This window comes from Pseudomonas sp. FBCC-B1565 (assembly GCF_059133265.1).
In genome coordinates, this window is the sequence record NZ_CP101438.1 from 5,584,692 (window position 1) to 5,599,139 (window position 14,448).

Annotated in this window: 18 protein-coding genes; 11 read left to right on the top strand and 7 right to left on the bottom strand. The window is 60.3% G+C overall.

Going from position 1 to position 14,448, the window contains the following annotated elements; all coding sequences use genetic code 11:
- The first annotated feature begins 7 nt into the window (after positions 1 to 7).
- The 10 genes from NL123_RS25875 (at position 8) to NL123_RS25920 (ending at position 7,016) form a co-directional block, all read left to right on the top strand.
- Positions 8 to 982, top strand: coding sequence for a KpsF/GutQ family sugar-phosphate isomerase (locus NL123_RS25875; RefSeq protein WP_058422988.1), 975 nt, complete (start codon positions 8 to 10; stop codon positions 980 to 982).
- Positions 983 to 1,507: a KdsC family phosphatase gene (locus NL123_RS25880; protein ID WP_058414321.1), complete on the top strand. Its 525-nt coding sequence runs from the start codon at positions 983 to 985 to the stop codon at positions 1,505 to 1,507. It abuts the gene before it with no gap.
- 8 nt (positions 1,508 to 1,515) lie between these two features.
- A complete protein-coding gene (gene lptC / locus NL123_RS25885; protein ID WP_248486200.1) occupies positions 1,516 to 2,088 on the top strand; it encodes an LPS export ABC transporter periplasmic protein LptC in 573 nt (190 codons plus the stop codon).
- Positions 2,075 to 2,608 (top strand): lipopolysaccharide transport periplasmic protein LptA, encoded by a 534-nt coding sequence (lptA, locus tag NL123_RS25890; protein WP_032893554.1) that lies wholly within the window; start codon positions 2,075 to 2,077, stop codon positions 2,606 to 2,608. The genes lptC and lptA overlap by 14 nt, the downstream gene beginning before the upstream one ends.
- A complete protein-coding gene (gene lptB / locus NL123_RS25895) occupies positions 2,608 to 3,333 on the top strand; it encodes an LPS export ABC transporter ATP-binding protein (protein ID WP_016974288.1) in 726 nt (241 codons plus the stop codon). The genes lptA and lptB overlap by 1 nt, the downstream gene beginning before the upstream one ends.
- A 184-nt stretch (positions 3,334 to 3,517) precedes the next feature.
- On the top strand, positions 3,518 to 5,011 hold the full coding sequence (locus tag NL123_RS25900; RefSeq protein WP_248486198.1) for an RNA polymerase factor sigma-54: 1,494 nt from the start codon (positions 3,518 to 3,520) through the stop codon (positions 5,009 to 5,011).
- 75 nt (positions 5,012 to 5,086) lie between these two features.
- Entirely contained in the window at positions 5,087 to 5,392 is a 306-nt protein-coding gene (gene hpf, locus NL123_RS25905; RefSeq protein WP_003171804.1) for a ribosome hibernation-promoting factor, HPF/YfiA family, read from the top strand.
- A 10-nt stretch (positions 5,393 to 5,402) separates the two neighbouring features.
- Positions 5,403 to 5,867, top strand: coding sequence for a PTS IIA-like nitrogen regulatory protein PtsN (gene ptsN, locus NL123_RS25910; protein ID WP_061435337.1), 465 nt, complete (start codon positions 5,403 to 5,405; stop codon positions 5,865 to 5,867).
- Between the two features lie 2 nt (positions 5,868 to 5,869).
- On the top strand, positions 5,870 to 6,727 hold the full coding sequence (rapZ, locus tag NL123_RS25915) for an RNase adapter RapZ (protein ID WP_248486196.1): 858 nt from the start codon (positions 5,870 to 5,872) through the stop codon (positions 6,725 to 6,727).
- Between the two features lie 16 nt (positions 6,728 to 6,743).
- Entirely contained in the window at positions 6,744 to 7,016 is a 273-nt protein-coding gene (locus NL123_RS25920; protein WP_058422993.1) for an HPr family phosphocarrier protein, read from the top strand.
- Between the two features lie 44 nt (positions 7,017 to 7,060).
- On the opposite strand, the gene NL123_RS25925 is transcribed toward NL123_RS25920, so the two are convergent.
- The 6 genes from NL123_RS25925 to pmbA form a co-directional block, all read right to left on the bottom strand.
- The gene (locus NL123_RS25925) at positions 7,061 to 7,954 is read right to left on the bottom strand and encodes a ZIP family metal transporter (protein ID WP_248486194.1); all 894 of its coding nucleotides are present in this window, start codon (positions 7,952 to 7,954) and stop codon (positions 7,061 to 7,063) included.
- Between the two features lie 33 nt (positions 7,955 to 7,987).
- Positions 7,988 to 8,599 carry a superoxide dismutase gene (locus NL123_RS25930; protein WP_033899365.1) on the bottom strand — a complete coding sequence of 204 codons (612 nt, stop codon included), beginning with the start codon at positions 8,597 to 8,599 and terminating at the stop codon, positions 7,988 to 7,990.
- A 1-nt stretch (position 8,600) separates the two neighbouring features.
- Positions 8,601 to 9,029, bottom strand: a complete 429-nt coding sequence (locus NL123_RS25935) for a DUF2753 family protein (RefSeq protein ID WP_058422996.1) — start codon at positions 9,027 to 9,029, stop codon at positions 8,601 to 8,603.
- Positions 9,030 to 9,056: 27 nt separating this feature from the next.
- Positions 9,057 to 10,433, bottom strand: coding sequence for a class II fumarate hydratase (locus NL123_RS25940; RefSeq protein WP_248486187.1), 1,377 nt, complete (start codon positions 10,431 to 10,433; stop codon positions 9,057 to 9,059).
- Positions 10,426 to 10,821 carry a FagA protein gene (locus NL123_RS25945; RefSeq protein WP_494356625.1) on the bottom strand — a complete coding sequence of 132 codons (396 nt, stop codon included), beginning with the start codon at positions 10,819 to 10,821 and terminating at the stop codon, positions 10,426 to 10,428. Before NL123_RS25945 ends, NL123_RS25940 begins: the two co-directional genes overlap by 8 nt.
- Positions 10,822 to 10,973: 152 nt before the next feature.
- Positions 10,974 to 12,320 carry a metalloprotease PmbA gene (gene pmbA / locus NL123_RS25950; RefSeq protein WP_248486183.1) on the bottom strand — a complete coding sequence of 449 codons (1,347 nt, stop codon included), beginning with the start codon at positions 12,318 to 12,320 and terminating at the stop codon, positions 10,974 to 10,976.
- Positions 12,321 to 12,428: 108 nt separating this feature from the next.
- On the opposite strand from pmbA, the gene yjgA reads away from it, so the two are divergent.
- A complete protein-coding gene (gene yjgA / locus NL123_RS25955) occupies positions 12,429 to 12,950 on the top strand; it encodes a ribosome biogenesis factor YjgA (protein ID WP_248486181.1) in 522 nt (173 codons plus the stop codon).
- 45 nt (positions 12,951 to 12,995) lie between these two features.
- Here yjgA and tldD read toward each other — a convergent pair whose 3' ends face one another.
- On the bottom strand, positions 12,996 to 14,438 hold the full coding sequence (gene tldD, locus NL123_RS25960) for a metalloprotease TldD (RefSeq protein ID WP_058423001.1): 1,443 nt from the start codon (positions 14,436 to 14,438) through the stop codon (positions 12,996 to 12,998).
- Between the last annotated feature and the right edge of the window lie 10 nt (positions 14,439 to 14,448).

Consider the following 14,448-nt stretch of genomic DNA (forward strand, 5'->3'; position numbering starts at 1 on the left):
TTCAGACATGAGCCAATCCAGCGACCTTATTCAATCCGCACAACGCACCATCCGCCTCGAGCTTGAAGCCGTAGAAGGCTTGCTGGCCCATATTGACGCGGATTTCGTACGCGCCTGCGAGATGATTCTGGCCAGCAAGGGCCGCGTTGTGGTGGTCGGCATGGGCAAGTCGGGCCACGTCGGCAACAAGATCGCCGCCACCCTGGCCAGTACCGGAACCACCGCGTTTTTCGTGCACCCGGCCGAAGCCAGCCACGGCGACATGGGCATGATCACCAAGGATGACATCATCCTTGCGCTGTCCAACTCCGGCACTACCAACGAAATCGTTACCCTGCTGCCGCTGATCAAACGCCTGGGCATCCAGATGATCAGCATCACCGGCAACCCGGAGTCGACGCTGGCCAAGGCCGCCGAAGTGAACCTGAACGTCCACGTGGACCACGAGGCCTGCCCGCTGAACCTGGCACCGACCTCCTCCACCACGGCCGCGCTGGTCATGGGCGATGCCTTGTCCGTAGCGCTGCTGGAAGCCCGCGGGTTTACCGCTGAGGACTTCGCGTTTTCCCATCCGGGTGGCGCCCTGGGTCGCCGCCTGCTGCTGAAAGTGGAAAACGTCATGCACTCCGGCGAGGAGTTGCCCCATGTCCAGCGCGGCACCTTGCTGAAGGATGCGCTGATGGAAATGACCCGCAAGGGCCTGGGCATGACGGTGATCCTGGAGGCCGATGGCCGCTTGGCCGGGGTCTTCACCGACGGCGACCTGCGCCGCACCCTGGACCGCACGATTGATATCCACACCGCCACCATCGACGCGGTAATGACACCCCACGGCAAGACCGCACGCCCAGAGATGCTGGCAGCCGAAGCCTTGAAGATCATGGAAGACCACAAGATCGGCGCGCTGGTGGTGGTTGATGGCGACGACCGCCCGATTGGCGCCCTGAACATGCACGACTTGCTGCGTGCAGGAGTGATGTAGATGACCAGCGACCTGTTGCAACGCGGCAAAAATATCAAACTCGCGATTTTCGACGTTGACGGCGTGCTGACCGACGGCCGCCTGTACTTCCTCGAAGACGGCAGCGAATTCAAGACATTCAACACGCTGGACGGCCAGGGCATCAAAATGCTGATGGCGGCGGGTGTGCAAACGGCAATTATCAGCGGCCGAAAAACGCCCGTTGTGGAACGTCGCGCACAAAACCTGGGGATTCCTCACCTGTATCAGGGCCGCGAGGATAAACTGGTGGTTCTGGACGAGCTTCTTGGCCAACTCAACCTAAGCTATGAGCAGGTCGCCTACTTGGGTGATGACTTGCCAGACCTGCCGGTGATTCGCCGAGTAGGCCTGGGCATGGCCGTCGCCAATGCGGCGGCGTTTGTTCGCGAACACGCCCACGGCATCACCAGCGCCCGCGGTGGCGAAGGTGCCGCCCGCGAGTTCTGCGAGCTGATCCTGCGTGCCCAGGGCAGCCTTGAAGCGGCACACGCCGCCTACTTATAGAGCGTTTTATGCTGAGCAAAAAGATTCGCAACTTCCTGTTATTCGGGGTCATCGCCGCGCTGTTCCTCGCGGTGGGCTACTGGAATATCAGCCCGGAGCGCTTTCTCGACCAGCCTGCTGCGCAGGTTGACGAAGGCGCTATCGACTATTACGCCATCAATGCCAAAAGTGTGCAGTTCCTGCCTGACGGCAAGGTGCAGTACGAAATGACCTCGGACAAGGTCGAGCATGTGAAGGCCACCGAGGTCACCCTGCTGACCAACCCGGACATGAACATTTACCGCGGTACCGAGTTCCCATGGCACGTCACCAGCAAGCGTGGCGAGGTCAACCCGGACGGTACCGAGGTGGAACTGATCGACTCGGTGCGCATTGCGCGCACTGACGATAAAAGCCGTGAGACGGTGATTACCAGCAGTCGCATGACCGTATTCCCGCAGAAGCAATATGCGCAGACCGAGCAAGACGTTAGAATCGACGGCGCTGGCGGTGTATCGACTGGCAAGGGAATGAAAGCGTATTTGAAAGAAAGCAGGATACACCTGCTATCGAACGTAAGAGGACAGTATGAGGCTCGTTAAAACTCTCCCTATTTTGCTCGGCCTGGGCGCAGCACTGGGAAGCGTGAGCGCCTGGGCTCTGCCGAACGATAGCCAGCAGCCGATCCACATCTCGGCCGATGATGCACAGCTCGATGACAAGCAAGGCGTCGCAACCTACACCGGTGGCGTGATCATCACTCAGGGCTCGATGAAAATCACCGGCAATACCGTGACGCTAACGCGCACCAAAACCGGCGACATCGATGTCGTGACCTCGGTGGGCAACCTGGCTTACTTCGAACAGAAGCAGTCCGCGACCGACACCGGCCCGATGAAGGGCTACGGCAAGACCATCCAGTACCACGCCCAGCAGAACCGCATCGTACTGATTGACCAGGCCAAGGTGCTCAGCCCCGATGGCAACTCCACGGAAGGTGAGAAGATCACCTATGACACCGTGAAACAGATCGCTAATGCCGGTCGTGCCAATGGCAACAAGGTCACCGCGCCTCGTCCACGCATCGACATGGTTATCCAGCCGAAGAAGAAGGCCGAGTAATGGCAACCCTGAAAGCCCAGCATCTGGCCAAGGCCTATAAAAGCCGTCAGGTCGTGCGCGACGTCAGCCTGTCGATCGACAGCGGCCAGATCGTCGGCTTGCTCGGCCCCAACGGCGCCGGCAAGACCACTTGCTTCTACATGATCGTCGGTCTGGTCCAGGCGGATCAGGGCCGTGTCCTGATCGATGACCTGGACGTGAGTCACCAGCCAATGCACGGCCGCGCACGGGCCGGTATCGGCTATCTCCCGCAGGAAGCGTCGATCTTCCGCAAACTGTCGGTGTCGGACAACATCATGGCGATCCTCGAGACCCGCAAGGAACTCGACCGTGACGGCCGTCGCAAGGAGCTGGAAAGCCTGTTGCAGGAGTTCCATATCAACCATATCCGCGACAACCTCGGCATGAGCCTGTCCGGTGGTGAGCGTCGTCGCGTGGAAATCGCCCGCGCACTGGCCACTGCCCCCAAGTTCATCCTGCTGGACGAGCCGTTTGCCGGCGTCGACCCGATTTCGGTCGGCGACATCAAGCAGATCATCCATCACCTCAAGGCCAAGGGCATTGGCGTGCTCATCACCGACCACAACGTCCGTGAGACGCTCGATATCTGCGAAACCGCCTATATCGTCAATGACGGCCAACTGATTGCCGAAGGTGATTCCGCTACCATCCTGGCCAATGAACTGGTCAAGGAAGTGTACCTGGGTCACGAGTTCCGCCTGTAAACACCGTGGTGTCACGGCGTTCGCCAAGGTGCGCGGGAGTCAATGAAAACCTCCGGATTTTTATTGTTACCGCGCTCTAGGCAAAGCACCCGACATCAGGCATATAATTTGCTTATGTTTGGCGCTCACGCGCCCTGTCGTGGATGGCGCATTGCGCCGGCGAATAAGGTGTTAAGCCCCTGCCATGAAACCATCGCTAGTCCTGAGAATGGGCCAGCAGCTGACGATGACACCGCAGCTGCAACAGGCCATCCGCCTGCTCCAATTGTCGACCCTGGACCTGCAACAGGAAATCCAGGAGGCCCTGGAGTCCAATCCGATGCTCGAACGCCAGGAAGAAGGCGACGACTTCGATAATGCAGACCCGCTGGCCGATAACATCGAGCAAAAACCCAATTCCGACGTGCAGGAACCCTCCTACCAGGAAACCGCCCCCACGGTGGACAACCTTGAGGAAGGCGAATGGAACGAACGCATTCCCAACGAGCTTCCGGTCGACACCGCCTGGGAAGATGTCTACCAGACCAGCGCCAGCAGCCTGCCCAGCAATGACGATGACGAGTGGGACTTCACCACCCGCACCTCCGCCGGCGAGAGCCTGCAGAGCCATCTGCTGTGGCAACTGAACCTGGCACCGATGTCGGATACCGATCGCCTGATCGCCGTAACCCTGATCGACTGCATCAACAATCAGGGTTATCTAGACGAGACGCTTGAAGAAATTCTTGAAGCCTTCGACCCCGAACTGGATATCGAACTGGACGAGATCGAAGCCGTCCTGCACCGCATCCAGCAGTTCGAGCCATCCGGTATCGGCGCGCGCACCCTCAGCGAATGCCTGCTGCTGCAACTGCGCCAGTTGCCGGCCAAGACCCCATGGCTCGCCGAGGCCCAGCGCCTGGTCACCGACTACATCGACCTGCTGGGCAGCCGCGACTACAGCCAGTTGATGCGCCGCATGAAGCTCAAGGAAGACGACCTGCGCCAGGTCATCGAGCTGGTACAGAGCCTTAACCCGCGCCCCGGCTCGCAAATCGAGTCCAGCGAAGCCGAATACGTCGTCCCCGACGTGATCGTGCGCAAGGACAACGAGCGGTGGCTGGTGGAGCTGAACCAGGAGTCGGTGCCACGCCTGCGGGTCAACCCGCAATACGCCGGTTTCGTCCGCCGCGCCGACACCAGCGCCGATAACACCTTCATGCGCAACCAGTTGCAGGAAGCCCGCTGGTTCATCAAGAGCCTGCAAAGCCGCAACGAAACCCTGATGAAAGTCGCCACCCAGATCGTCGAGCACCAGCGCGGCTTCCTGGAATACGGCGACGAGGCGATGAAGCCGCTGGTACTGCATGACATCGCCGAAGCGGTGGGCATGCATGAGTCGACCATTTCACGCGTGACCACGCAGAAATTCATGCATACCCCACGGGGTATTTATGAACTGAAATACTTTTTCTCCAGCCACGTCAGCACCTCCGAAGGCGGCGAATGCTCGTCAACGGCGATCCGCGCGATCATCAAAAAACTGGTTGCGGCGGAAAATCAGAAAAAGCCATTGAGTGACAGTAAGATCGCTGGTTTACTGGAGGCACAAGGCATTCAGGTCGCCCGTCGAACCGTCGCCAAGTACCGCGAGTCCCTTGGGATCGCGCCTTCCAGCGAGCGTAAGCGTTTGATGTGACGGGCGGGCCACAGCGTTCCAGTGGCAGGCGCCTTTGCCTGCCGCTTTATGCACTGGCAACGAAGGAGAAGCTGTATGCAAGTCAACATCAGTGGACACCAACTGGAAGTGACCAAGCCCCTGCGTGAGTACACCGAAAGCAAGTTGAACAAGCTTGCAGGGCATTTTGACAAGATCACCAACGTGCAGGTCATCATGGAGGTCGATAAGCTCAAGCAGAAAATCGAGGCCACCCTGCACGTACCGAATGCCAAGCTCGTCGCCAATGCGGAACATGAAGACATGTACGCGGCGATCGACTCGCTCTACGACAAGCTGGACCGCCAACTCATAAAGCATAAGGAAAAGAATCTGCACCTGATGCAAGGTACAGGTCGTTAACTCTCCCCCCATGATCCGACTTGAAACCATCCTGACCCCCGGCCGTTCCCTCGTGAACGTGCCGGGTGGCAGCAAGAAGAAAGCCCTCGAACAAATTGCCAACCTGATCGCACGCGAAGTGCCGGATCTGGAGATGCAAGATGTCTTCGATGCGCTGATTGCCCGTGAAAAACTCGGTTCCACCGGTTTTGGCAACGGCATCGCCATTCCTCACTGCCGCCTCAAAGGCTGCGAAACACCTGTCAGCGCCCTGCTGCACCTGGAAGCCCCCATCGATTTCGACGCCATCGACGGCGCCCCGGTTGATCTGCTGTTCGTTCTGCTGGTCCCGCAAGCCGCCACCGATGCGCACCTGGAACTGCTCCGGCAGATCGCCAGCATGCTCGACCGCAAGGAAGTACGCGACAAACTGCGCAGCGCCAGCAGCAATGAGGCGTTGTACCAGGTTGTCCTGGATGAACAGAACGGGCAGTAACCATGCGCTTGATCATCGTCAGCGGCCGCTCCGGCTCGGGTAAAAGCACCGCCCTCAACGTTCTTGAGGACAACGGTTTCTATTGCATCGACAACCTGCCCGCCGGCCTGCTGCCGGAGTTGGCTGAACGCGCCTTGATCCATACCGAACTGGCCCAACCGCTGGTCGCCGTTTCGATTGATGCCCGTAACCTGCCCAGCCATCTTGAGCGATTCCCGCAATTGCTCGAGGAAGTGCGGGGCAAGCACATTCATTGCGACGTGCTGTACCTGGACGCCGACGAAGAAACCCTGCTCAAACGCTTCTCCGAGACCCGCCGGCGTCACCCCCTAAGCAGCCCCCATCGCTCTCTGGCCGAAGCCATCGAAGACGAAACCAAGCTGCTGGGGCCGATCATTGACCTCGCCGACCTCAAGATAAACACCACCAGCCTCAACCTTTACCAGTTGCGCGATGCTATCAAGCTGCGCCTGCTGAACCAGCCAGAGCCGGGCACCGCGTTTCTCGTGGAGTCATTTGGGTTCAAACGCGGCATGCCGGTCGACGCCGACCTGGTGTTCGATGTGCGCTGCCTGCCTAACCCGTACTGGAAACCGGAACTGCGTGACCAGTCCGGGCTGGATCAGCCCGTGGCCGATTACCTGGCAGCGCAACCGGATGTGGAGGAGATGTTCCAGGATATCTCCTCCTACTTGCTCAAATGGCTGCCACGCTTTGCTGCAAGCAACCGTGCCTATGTCACCATTGCCATCGGCTGCACTGGCGGCCATCACCGCTCCGTCTACCTGACCGAGCGCCTGGGCCAGGTGCTGCAACAAACCCTCAAGAACGTCCAGGTCCGCCACCGCGACCTTAGCTGAAAGGAACACCCCCGCGATGCCCGCTCTGGAAATTGAAATCATCAACAAGCTGGGCTTGCACGCCCGCGCCTCGGCCAAGTTCGTGGGCGTAGCAGGGCAGTTCCCCTGCCAGATCCGCGCCGGGCGTACACCGGAATCCATGGTCGACGGCAAGAGCATCATGGCCATGATGATGTTGGCGGCCGGCAAAGGCACCAGGATTCACTTGAAGACGGAAGGCGAGCAGGAAGACGAAGCGATGGCAGCGCTGGTGGCGCTGATCAACAATTACTTCGACGAAGGTGAATAACCCCCTGTAGGAGCGAGCTTGCCTGCTCCTACAGTAGACGTAACCTACCCCAGAGCGGTGTCCATCACCATCATCAAGCAAAAACCGATGCACAGGCCCAGGCTGGCGAGTTTTTCGTGACCATTGCGTCGCGACTCGGGGATGACTTCGTGGGTCACCACCAACAGCATCGCGCCAGCAGCCAGGGCCAACCCCAAAGGCAACAGCACTTCGGCCAGGCTGACCAGCCAGGCGCAGAGCACAGCGAATACGGGCTCCACCAGGCCTGATGCAGCGCCGATCAGGAACGCCTTGACCCGCGACATCCCCGCCCCGGCCAACACCAACGCAATCACCAGGCCTTCGGGTACGTCCTGCAACGCAATGCCCATGGCCAAGCTGTCAGCATCGGGCATGCCGCCACCGGCGGAAACGCCTACCGCCATGCCTTCGGGAATGTTGTGGGCGATGATGGCAAACACAAACAGCCAGATGCGCGGCGGGATCACCGGCTTGTCTGGCGTGCCCATCAGCATTTCCGGGCTGGCACCGGAGACCTTGCGGTCAACCAGGTACAACCCGAATGCGCCCAGCATGATGCCAAAGCTGATCAAGCCGCTGGCACCCCACGGCGAGAGCCCCAGGCTTTCAGCCGCGGCGATGCCCGGGACGATCAGCGAAAACGCCGTTGCCGCCAGCATCACCCCAGCACCAAAGCCCAACAATGTGTCGCTCAGCGCCACCGGCATGCGCCGGATCACCAGTACCGGGACCGCGCCCAGCGCCGTACCCAGCGCGCAAATGGAGCCGCCTTGCAGGGCGCGCAGGATGCGCGGTTCCAGGTTCAGCCAGGCCAGCCCGTGGGCCACCAGCAATGCAGTACCTGCCAATAGCAGCAGCGAGCCAAACGCATAACGAAACATTCGTCCGCTGCTGATCGCCAGTGTTTCAGTGCCCATAGTCGGCCTTAGGTCTTGTTATGAAGGTGAATGTCAGGCCACCGCGGCCTGATAGCGGGCAGCAACTTCCGGCCAGTTAATGACGCTGTAGAAGGCGTTGATGTATTCCGGGCGACGGTTCTGGTACAGCAGGTAGTAGGCGTGCTCCCAGACGTCCAGGCCGAGGATCGGGGTATTGCCGTTCATCAACGGACTGTCCTGATTCCCACTACTTTCAACCACCAGGGTCTTTTGCGGGGTAACGCTCAACCAGGCCCAGCCGCTGCCGAAGCGCGTCAACGCAGCCTTGGTGAAAGCCTCCTTGAAGCTGTCGAAACCACCCAGTTGTTCGTCGATGGCTTTACCCAGCACGCCTTCGGGCTTGCCACCTCCCTTGGGCGACATCACCGCCCAGAACAACGAATGGTTGGCGTGGCCGCCGCCTTGATTGATCACCGCTGCGCGCAGTTTTTCCGGCAGTTGCTGCACGCTGGACACCAGTTTCTCGACCGGCCAGCCCGCGAACTCGGTGCCTTCGACCGCTGCGTTGAGGTTATTGATATAGGTCTGGTGGTGCTTGGTGTAGTGAATCTCCATGGTTTGCGCATCGATATGCGGTTCCAGGGCGTCATACGCGTAAGGCAAGGCAGGCAGGGTGTAAGTCATATCAATGGGCTCCGTAGTGGGGCGTGGCGGGCTGCACTGCAGTACTGCCCAGCAAGCGATGAGTGCGAGGGTATTCGCCGTGATCGCTGATGAAATTCAACAGTTCGACGTAGGTTTTGCTGCTCTGGCGCAGCGCCGCCTCCCGCAACTGCGGGCTCAGGCGCGGGTCCTGCATGGTCTGCAAAAGACGCTGGTGGATAGCGCAAAGGTATTCCGCGCTTTCTTCCGGCTGGTTCAGCCGCAGGTGCAGGTCCGCCAGGTTGTGATGGGAAATGACGCAAGCCGCCACTGCTTCGTCGGCATCCGCCCAGCGTTCGAACAGCACTTGGGCCAGGGCCAGGGCTTGCAAGTAAGCCTCGCGAGCGTCAACCAATTCACCCGCCATAAAGCAGCGATTGGCCCGTTCGATCGTGCGTTTCCAGTGCTCCATGGTGAGCCTCCAAAGCAGAGTCGGTGATTACACGCCGCCGGCCGTGAGCTTTTCCGGATCCAGCAGGATTTCCAGTTGACTGCGCGGCAAGTCGGTGTGCTCAAGGGCGACATCAATCACCGGACGGCCCTGTTGATAGGCCTTCTTGGCAATTTCAGCAGCCTTTTGGTAACCGATGATCGGGTTGAGCGCGGTGACCAGGATCGGGTTGCGCGACAGCGCTTCCTTGAGCTTGGCCTCATTGACCTTGAAGCTGGCAATGGCCTTGTCCGCCAGCAAACGACTGGAGTTGGCCATTAACTCGAGGCTGCTGATCAGGTTATTGGCGATGATCGGCAGCATCACGTTCAGTTCGAAGTTGCCCGACTGGCCGGCGACGGTGATGACCGTGTCGTTGCCGATAACTTGTGCGGCCACCATCGCGGTGGCTTCAGGGATCACCGGGTTGACCTTGCCGGGCATGATCGACGAACCAGGCTGAAGGCCTTCCAGCTCGATTTCCCCCAGGCCGGCGAGTGGGCCGGAGTTCATCCAGCGCAGGTCGTTGGCGATTTTCATCAGCGACACGGCGGTGGCTTTCAACTGCCCGGAGACAGCGACGGCCGTGTCCTGGGAGCCAATCAGCGCGAAGAGGTTCTTGCCCGGGGTGAATTTCACACCGGTCAGGCTGCTCAACTGCTGACTGAAACGCACCGCGAATTCCGGGTGTGCATTGATTCCGGTGCCGACCGCAGTACCGCCCTGGGCCAGGGCTTGCAAACTCGGCAGAAGGTCCTGCAAATGCCCGATATTGGCCTTGAGCTGCTGCGCCCAACCATTGAGCACCTGGCTCATGCGCACCGGCATGGCGTCCATCAGATGCGTGCGGCCGGTCTTGATGAACGGGTGGACTTCCTCGGCTTTCTGCTCGATCACCTGCACCAGATGCAACAGCGCGGGCAATGTTTGCTCATGCAGCACCAGCGCGGCGCTGACGTGGATAGTGGTCGGAATGATGTCGTTGCTGCTTTGGCCGCAATTCACGTGGTCATTGGGGTTGACCGGCTCACCCAGCAAGCGGCTGGCAAGGGTCGCAATCACTTCGTTGGCGTTCATGTTGGAGCTGGTACCGGAGCCAGTCTGGAAGATGTCCACCGGGAAGTGCTGCATGAAGTCGCCTTCCAGCAAGCCCTGGGCGGCATCGACAATCGCCTTGCCCTGGCTTTCGCTGATTTGCTTGAGGTCGACGTTGACCTTGGCCGCCGCAGCTTTGGCCAGGATCAGGGCACGAATGAATTGCGCCGGCATGCGTTGATTGCTGATCGGAAAGTTGTTCACCGCTCGCTGGGTTTGTGCGCCATACAAGGCCTCGGCAGGCACTTGCAGCTCGCCCATGCTGTCGCGTTCGATACGGGTGTTACTCATCGTTAGATCCTTGAACAAGGTCGGAGTGAGAAATAGACGGCAGCAATTCGCAGGTCGCCAATTGCCAGGCAAAGCTCTGCCAGCGCTTGAGGCGGCAGGCACAGTGGGAGAGTTTTTCCAGGTCGCGCAGCGGGCGCCAGGCCTGGTCCACGCACAGGGAGCGCCAATGCCAGGGCAGCGCGATATCGCTGGCGGTGTCGAGCAACAGGCGGAATGAGGTTTCAGCGATCGTCCACGGATGGGTCGCGGTGCAGCACGCCAGGTATCGGCCCTCGTTGAGGTAGTGTTCGATCAGGCGCGGCTCGTTGGGGTCGAGGCCGCAACGAATCTGGCGACTCATCCAGCGCCAGCTCTCCAGGTAAGGATCCTCATGCAGGACAGAACTCATGATCCACACTCATTCGGTAATGATATTTATTATTAAATGATATTGAGAATCAAAACAAGTGTGGCAGGACAATCCTCCTGAAACGCCACCACAAAAAAAGGCGCGCCATCTATAAAGATGGCGCGCCTTCTTGTTGAAGCGCGTCTGAAGGATCAGCTGCCGGCGACGGTCATCCGCTCGATCAACACCGAACCCGTGCGGATATTGCTACGCAACTCCAAGTCATTTCCGACGGCAACGATCTGCTTGAACATATCGCGCATGTTGCCGGCAATCGTCACCTCTTGAACGGCAAACTGAATCTCGCCGTTTTCCACCCAGAACCCCGCTGCGCCACGGGAGTAGTCGCCCGTCACCATATTCAGGCCATGGCCCATCAACTCGGTCACCAGCAGGCCACGCCCCATGCGCCGCAGCAGCGCCGCCTGGTCCTCATCACCATGGGTAACGAACAAGTTGTGCACGCCACCGGAGTTTGCGGTGCTTGGCAGGCCCAATTTACGACCGGCGTAAGTACCCAATACGTAGGACACCAACTCACCCTTCTCGACAAACGGCTTGGCATAGGTGGCCAGGCCATCACCGTCGAACGCCGAACTGCCCATGGCGCGCATCAGGTGCGGACGCTCGTCGATGGTCAGCCATTCGGGGAACAGCTTCTGGCCGATCGCACCTTCAAGGAACGACGACTTGCGATACAGGTTGCCGCCGGAAATCGCCCCCAGGAAACTGCCGAACAAGCCTCCGGCCAACTCCGCCGAAAACAACACCGGCACCTCGCAGGTCGGTACCGGGCGCGCGCCCAGGCGGCTCGCCGCCCGCTGCGCAGCGCGCTGGCCAATACTGACCGGGTCGGCCAGCAAATCGCCCTGGCGGTTCACGTCATACCAGTAATCGCGCTGCATCTGGCCATTCGCTTCGGCGATCATCACGCAGCTAAGGCTATGCCGCGTGGACGCGTAGCCACCGATGAAACCATGGCTGTTGCCATATACGCGGCAGCCCTGATGCGTGCTCAACGTGGTGCCATCCGCGTTCTTGATGCGGGCATCAGCTTCAAACGCGGCGGCTTCGCAGGTCAGCGCCTGCTCGATAGCCTGTTCCGGTGTGATGTCCCAGGCATGGAACAGATCAAAGTCTTTCAAGTCCTTGGCCATCAGCGCCTTGTCGGCCAGGCCCGAGCTTTCATCCTCGGACGTATGCTTGGCAATCGCCAGCGCAGCCGCGACCGTCTCGCGAATCGCTTCCGGACCACTGGCCGAGGTACTGGCCGAACCTTTGCGCTGCCCCACATACAGGGTGATACCAAAGCCCTGGTCGCGATTGAACTCAACAGTTTCCACTTCCCGCTGGCGCACCGACGTCGACAGCCCCTGCTCCAGCGACACCGCCACCTCACAGGCACTGGCCCCCTGGCGCTTGGCCTCAGCAAGGATCTGCTCGACTTGTTCCTGCAGTGCCGGTAACGCTTGCGGACCGACGCTTTGGGCTGCACTCATGGTTTTCTCCACTCAAATTCTGCTTTCGGTTAAGGCCATCGAGCGACCGGGCCGGACAAGCGGCCCCCGACTGGTTATCATGGCGGCGTTTCTTTGCGGACTGCCACCATGGTTGATTCTTACGACGACTCCCTCGATGGGGAGAAAAGCAAAACCCAGGTCAAACGCGAGCTGCATGCGCTGGTTGACCTCGGCGAGCGCCTTACAACGCTCAAAAAAGATTTGATTGCAAAACTGCCTTTGACCGACGAAATGCGTCGAGCCCTGGCCGATGCGCCCAAGCACACCGCGAATATCGCGCGCAAACGGCACATCTCGTTTATCGGCAAGCTGATGCGCGACCAGGACATCGACGCCATTCTGACTTTGCTCGATCAAACCGATGCCTCCACTCGCCAGTACAACGAACGTTTCCATAACCTGGAACGTTGGCGTGACCGCCTGATCTCGGGCGATGACGCGGTGCTGGAGAAATTCGTGCTGGACTACCCGGACGCGGACCGCCAGCAACTGCGCTCCCTGATCCGTCAGGCCCAGCACGAGCTGGCGCATAACAAGGCGCCGGCCACCAGCCGTAAAATCTTCAAGTACATCCGTGAGCTGGACGAGACTCAACGCGGCCTGCGTTGATGCCCTTCCCCGGGTGGCGGCCTTCGCCACCCGAAGCTCCACCGCTTACGACCCCGTGCCACCCACGGTGATCGCATCAATCTTCAGCGTTGGCTGGCCGACACCCACCGGCACCGACTGCCCATCTTTCCCGCATGTGCCCACGCCGCTGTCCAGCGACAGGTCGTTACCGACCATCGACACCTTGCTCATGGCTTCCGGACCGTTACCGATCAAGGTTGCGCCTTTGACCGGCGCAGTGATCTTGCCGTCTTCGATCAGGTACGCCTCGCTGGTGGAGAACACGAACTTGCCGCTGGTGATATCCACCTGGCCGCCACCGAGGTTGGCGCAGTAGATGCCGCGCTTCACCGAGGCGATGATTTCAGCCGGATCGCTTTCGCCACCCAGCATGTAGGTGTTGGTCATGCGTGGCATCGGCAGGTGCGCATAGGATTCACGACGGCCATTACCGGTACGCGCCACGCCCATCAGACGGGCGTTGAGCTTGTCTTGCATGTAGCCCTTGAGCACACCGTTTTCGATCAGGGTGGTGCACTCGGTCGGCGTGCCTTCGTCGTCGACGCTCAGCGAACCACGGCGCCCGGCCAGGGTGCCGTCATCGACGATGGTGCAGAGCTTGGACGCAACCATCTCCCCCATGCGCCCGCTGTAGGCCGAACTGCCCTTGCGGTTGAAGTCACCTTCCAGGCCGTGGCCGACCGCTTCGTGCAGCAGCACGCCGGACCAGCCCGAGCCCAGCACCACCGGCAATGTACCCGCCGGCGCCGGAATGGCTTCCAGGTTGACCAGTGCCTGGCGCAGCGCTTCACGCGCATAACCCATGGCACGGTCGTCGGTGAGGAAATAGCGGTAGTCGGTACGCCCGCCGCCACCATGGCCACCGCGCTCGCGACGGCCGTTCTGCTCGACGATCACACTCACGTTGAAACGCACCAGCGGCCGCACATCCGCCGCCAGGCCGCCGTCGGTGGACGCCACCAGGATGCGCTCCCACACGCCGGCCATGCTTACGGTGACCTGCTGGATACGCGGGTCCAATGCACGGGTCGCGGCATCGACACGCTTGAGCAAGTCGACTTTCTCGGCACGGGTCATCACTTCCAACGGGTTATCCGGCCCGTACAACTGGGTCACGTCCTGCGTGCTGAACGCCTGCACCGTGCCGTTCTGCCCGGCGCGGGAAATCGAGCGTGCGGCACGTGCGGCCAGGCCCAAAGCCTCCAGGGTTATCGCGTTGCTGTAGGCAAAACCGGTTTTCTCACCGGATTGCGCCCGCACGCCCACACCCTGGTCGAGGTTGAAACTGCCTTCCTTGACGATGCCGTCTTCCAGTGCCCAGGACTCGGAAATCTGGCCCTGGAAATACAGGTCGGCCGCGTCGATGCCCGGACCGGCGAGATCGCCCAGCACGGTTTGCAAGCTTTCGATGGTCACGCCACCGGGCGCCAGGAGGTGATCACTGACTGAGGACAACAACTCGCTCATAGGTATGGCC

Excerpts from the sequence above, each read along its gene's own strand:
- NL123_RS25875 (WP_058422988.1), top strand. The coding sequence starts at position 8 with ATGAGCCAATCCAGCGACCTTATTCAATCCGCACAACGCACCATCCGC.
- NL123_RS25880 (WP_058414321.1), top strand. The coding sequence starts at position 983 with ATGACCAGCGACCTGTTGCAACGCGGCAAAAATATCAAACTCGCGATT.
- lptC (WP_248486200.1), top strand. The coding sequence starts at position 1,516 with ATGCTGAGCAAAAAGATTCGCAACTTCCTGTTATTCGGGGTCATCGCC.
- lptA (WP_032893554.1), top strand. The coding sequence starts at position 2,075 with ATGAGGCTCGTTAAAACTCTCCCTATTTTGCTCGGCCTGGGCGCAGCA.
- lptB (WP_016974288.1), top strand. The coding sequence starts at position 2,608 with ATGGCAACCCTGAAAGCCCAGCATCTGGCCAAGGCCTATAAAAGCCGT.
- NL123_RS25900 (WP_248486198.1), top strand. The coding sequence starts at position 3,518 with ATGAAACCATCGCTAGTCCTGAGAATGGGCCAGCAGCTGACGATGACA.
- hpf (WP_003171804.1), top strand. The coding sequence starts at position 5,087 with ATGCAAGTCAACATCAGTGGACACCAACTGGAAGTGACCAAGCCCCTG.
- ptsN (WP_061435337.1), top strand. The coding sequence starts at position 5,403 with ATGATCCGACTTGAAACCATCCTGACCCCCGGCCGTTCCCTCGTGAAC.
- rapZ (WP_248486196.1), top strand. The coding sequence starts at position 5,870 with ATGCGCTTGATCATCGTCAGCGGCCGCTCCGGCTCGGGTAAAAGCACC.
- NL123_RS25920 (WP_058422993.1), top strand. The coding sequence starts at position 6,744 with ATGCCCGCTCTGGAAATTGAAATCATCAACAAGCTGGGCTTGCACGCC.
- NL123_RS25925 (WP_248486194.1), bottom strand. The coding sequence starts at position 7,954 with ATGGGCACTGAAACACTGGCGATCAGCAGCGGACGAATGTTTCGTTAT.
- NL123_RS25930 (WP_033899365.1), bottom strand. The coding sequence starts at position 8,599 with ATGACTTACACCCTGCCTGCCTTGCCTTACGCGTATGACGCCCTGGAA.
- NL123_RS25935 (WP_058422996.1), bottom strand. The coding sequence starts at position 9,029 with ATGGAGCACTGGAAACGCACGATCGAACGGGCCAATCGCTGCTTTATG.
- NL123_RS25940 (WP_248486187.1), bottom strand. The coding sequence starts at position 10,433 with ATGAGTAACACCCGTATCGAACGCGACAGCATGGGCGAGCTGCAAGTG.
- NL123_RS25945 (WP_494356625.1), bottom strand. The coding sequence starts at position 10,821 with ATGAGTTCTGTCCTGCATGAGGATCCTTACCTGGAGAGCTGGCGCTGG.
- pmbA (WP_248486183.1), bottom strand. The coding sequence starts at position 12,320 with ATGAGTGCAGCCCAAAGCGTCGGTCCGCAAGCGTTACCGGCACTGCAG.
- yjgA (WP_248486181.1), top strand. The coding sequence starts at position 12,429 with ATGGTTGATTCTTACGACGACTCCCTCGATGGGGAGAAAAGCAAAACC.
- tldD (WP_058423001.1), bottom strand. The coding sequence starts at position 14,438 with ATGAGCGAGTTGTTGTCCTCAGTCAGTGATCACCTCCTGGCGCCCGGT.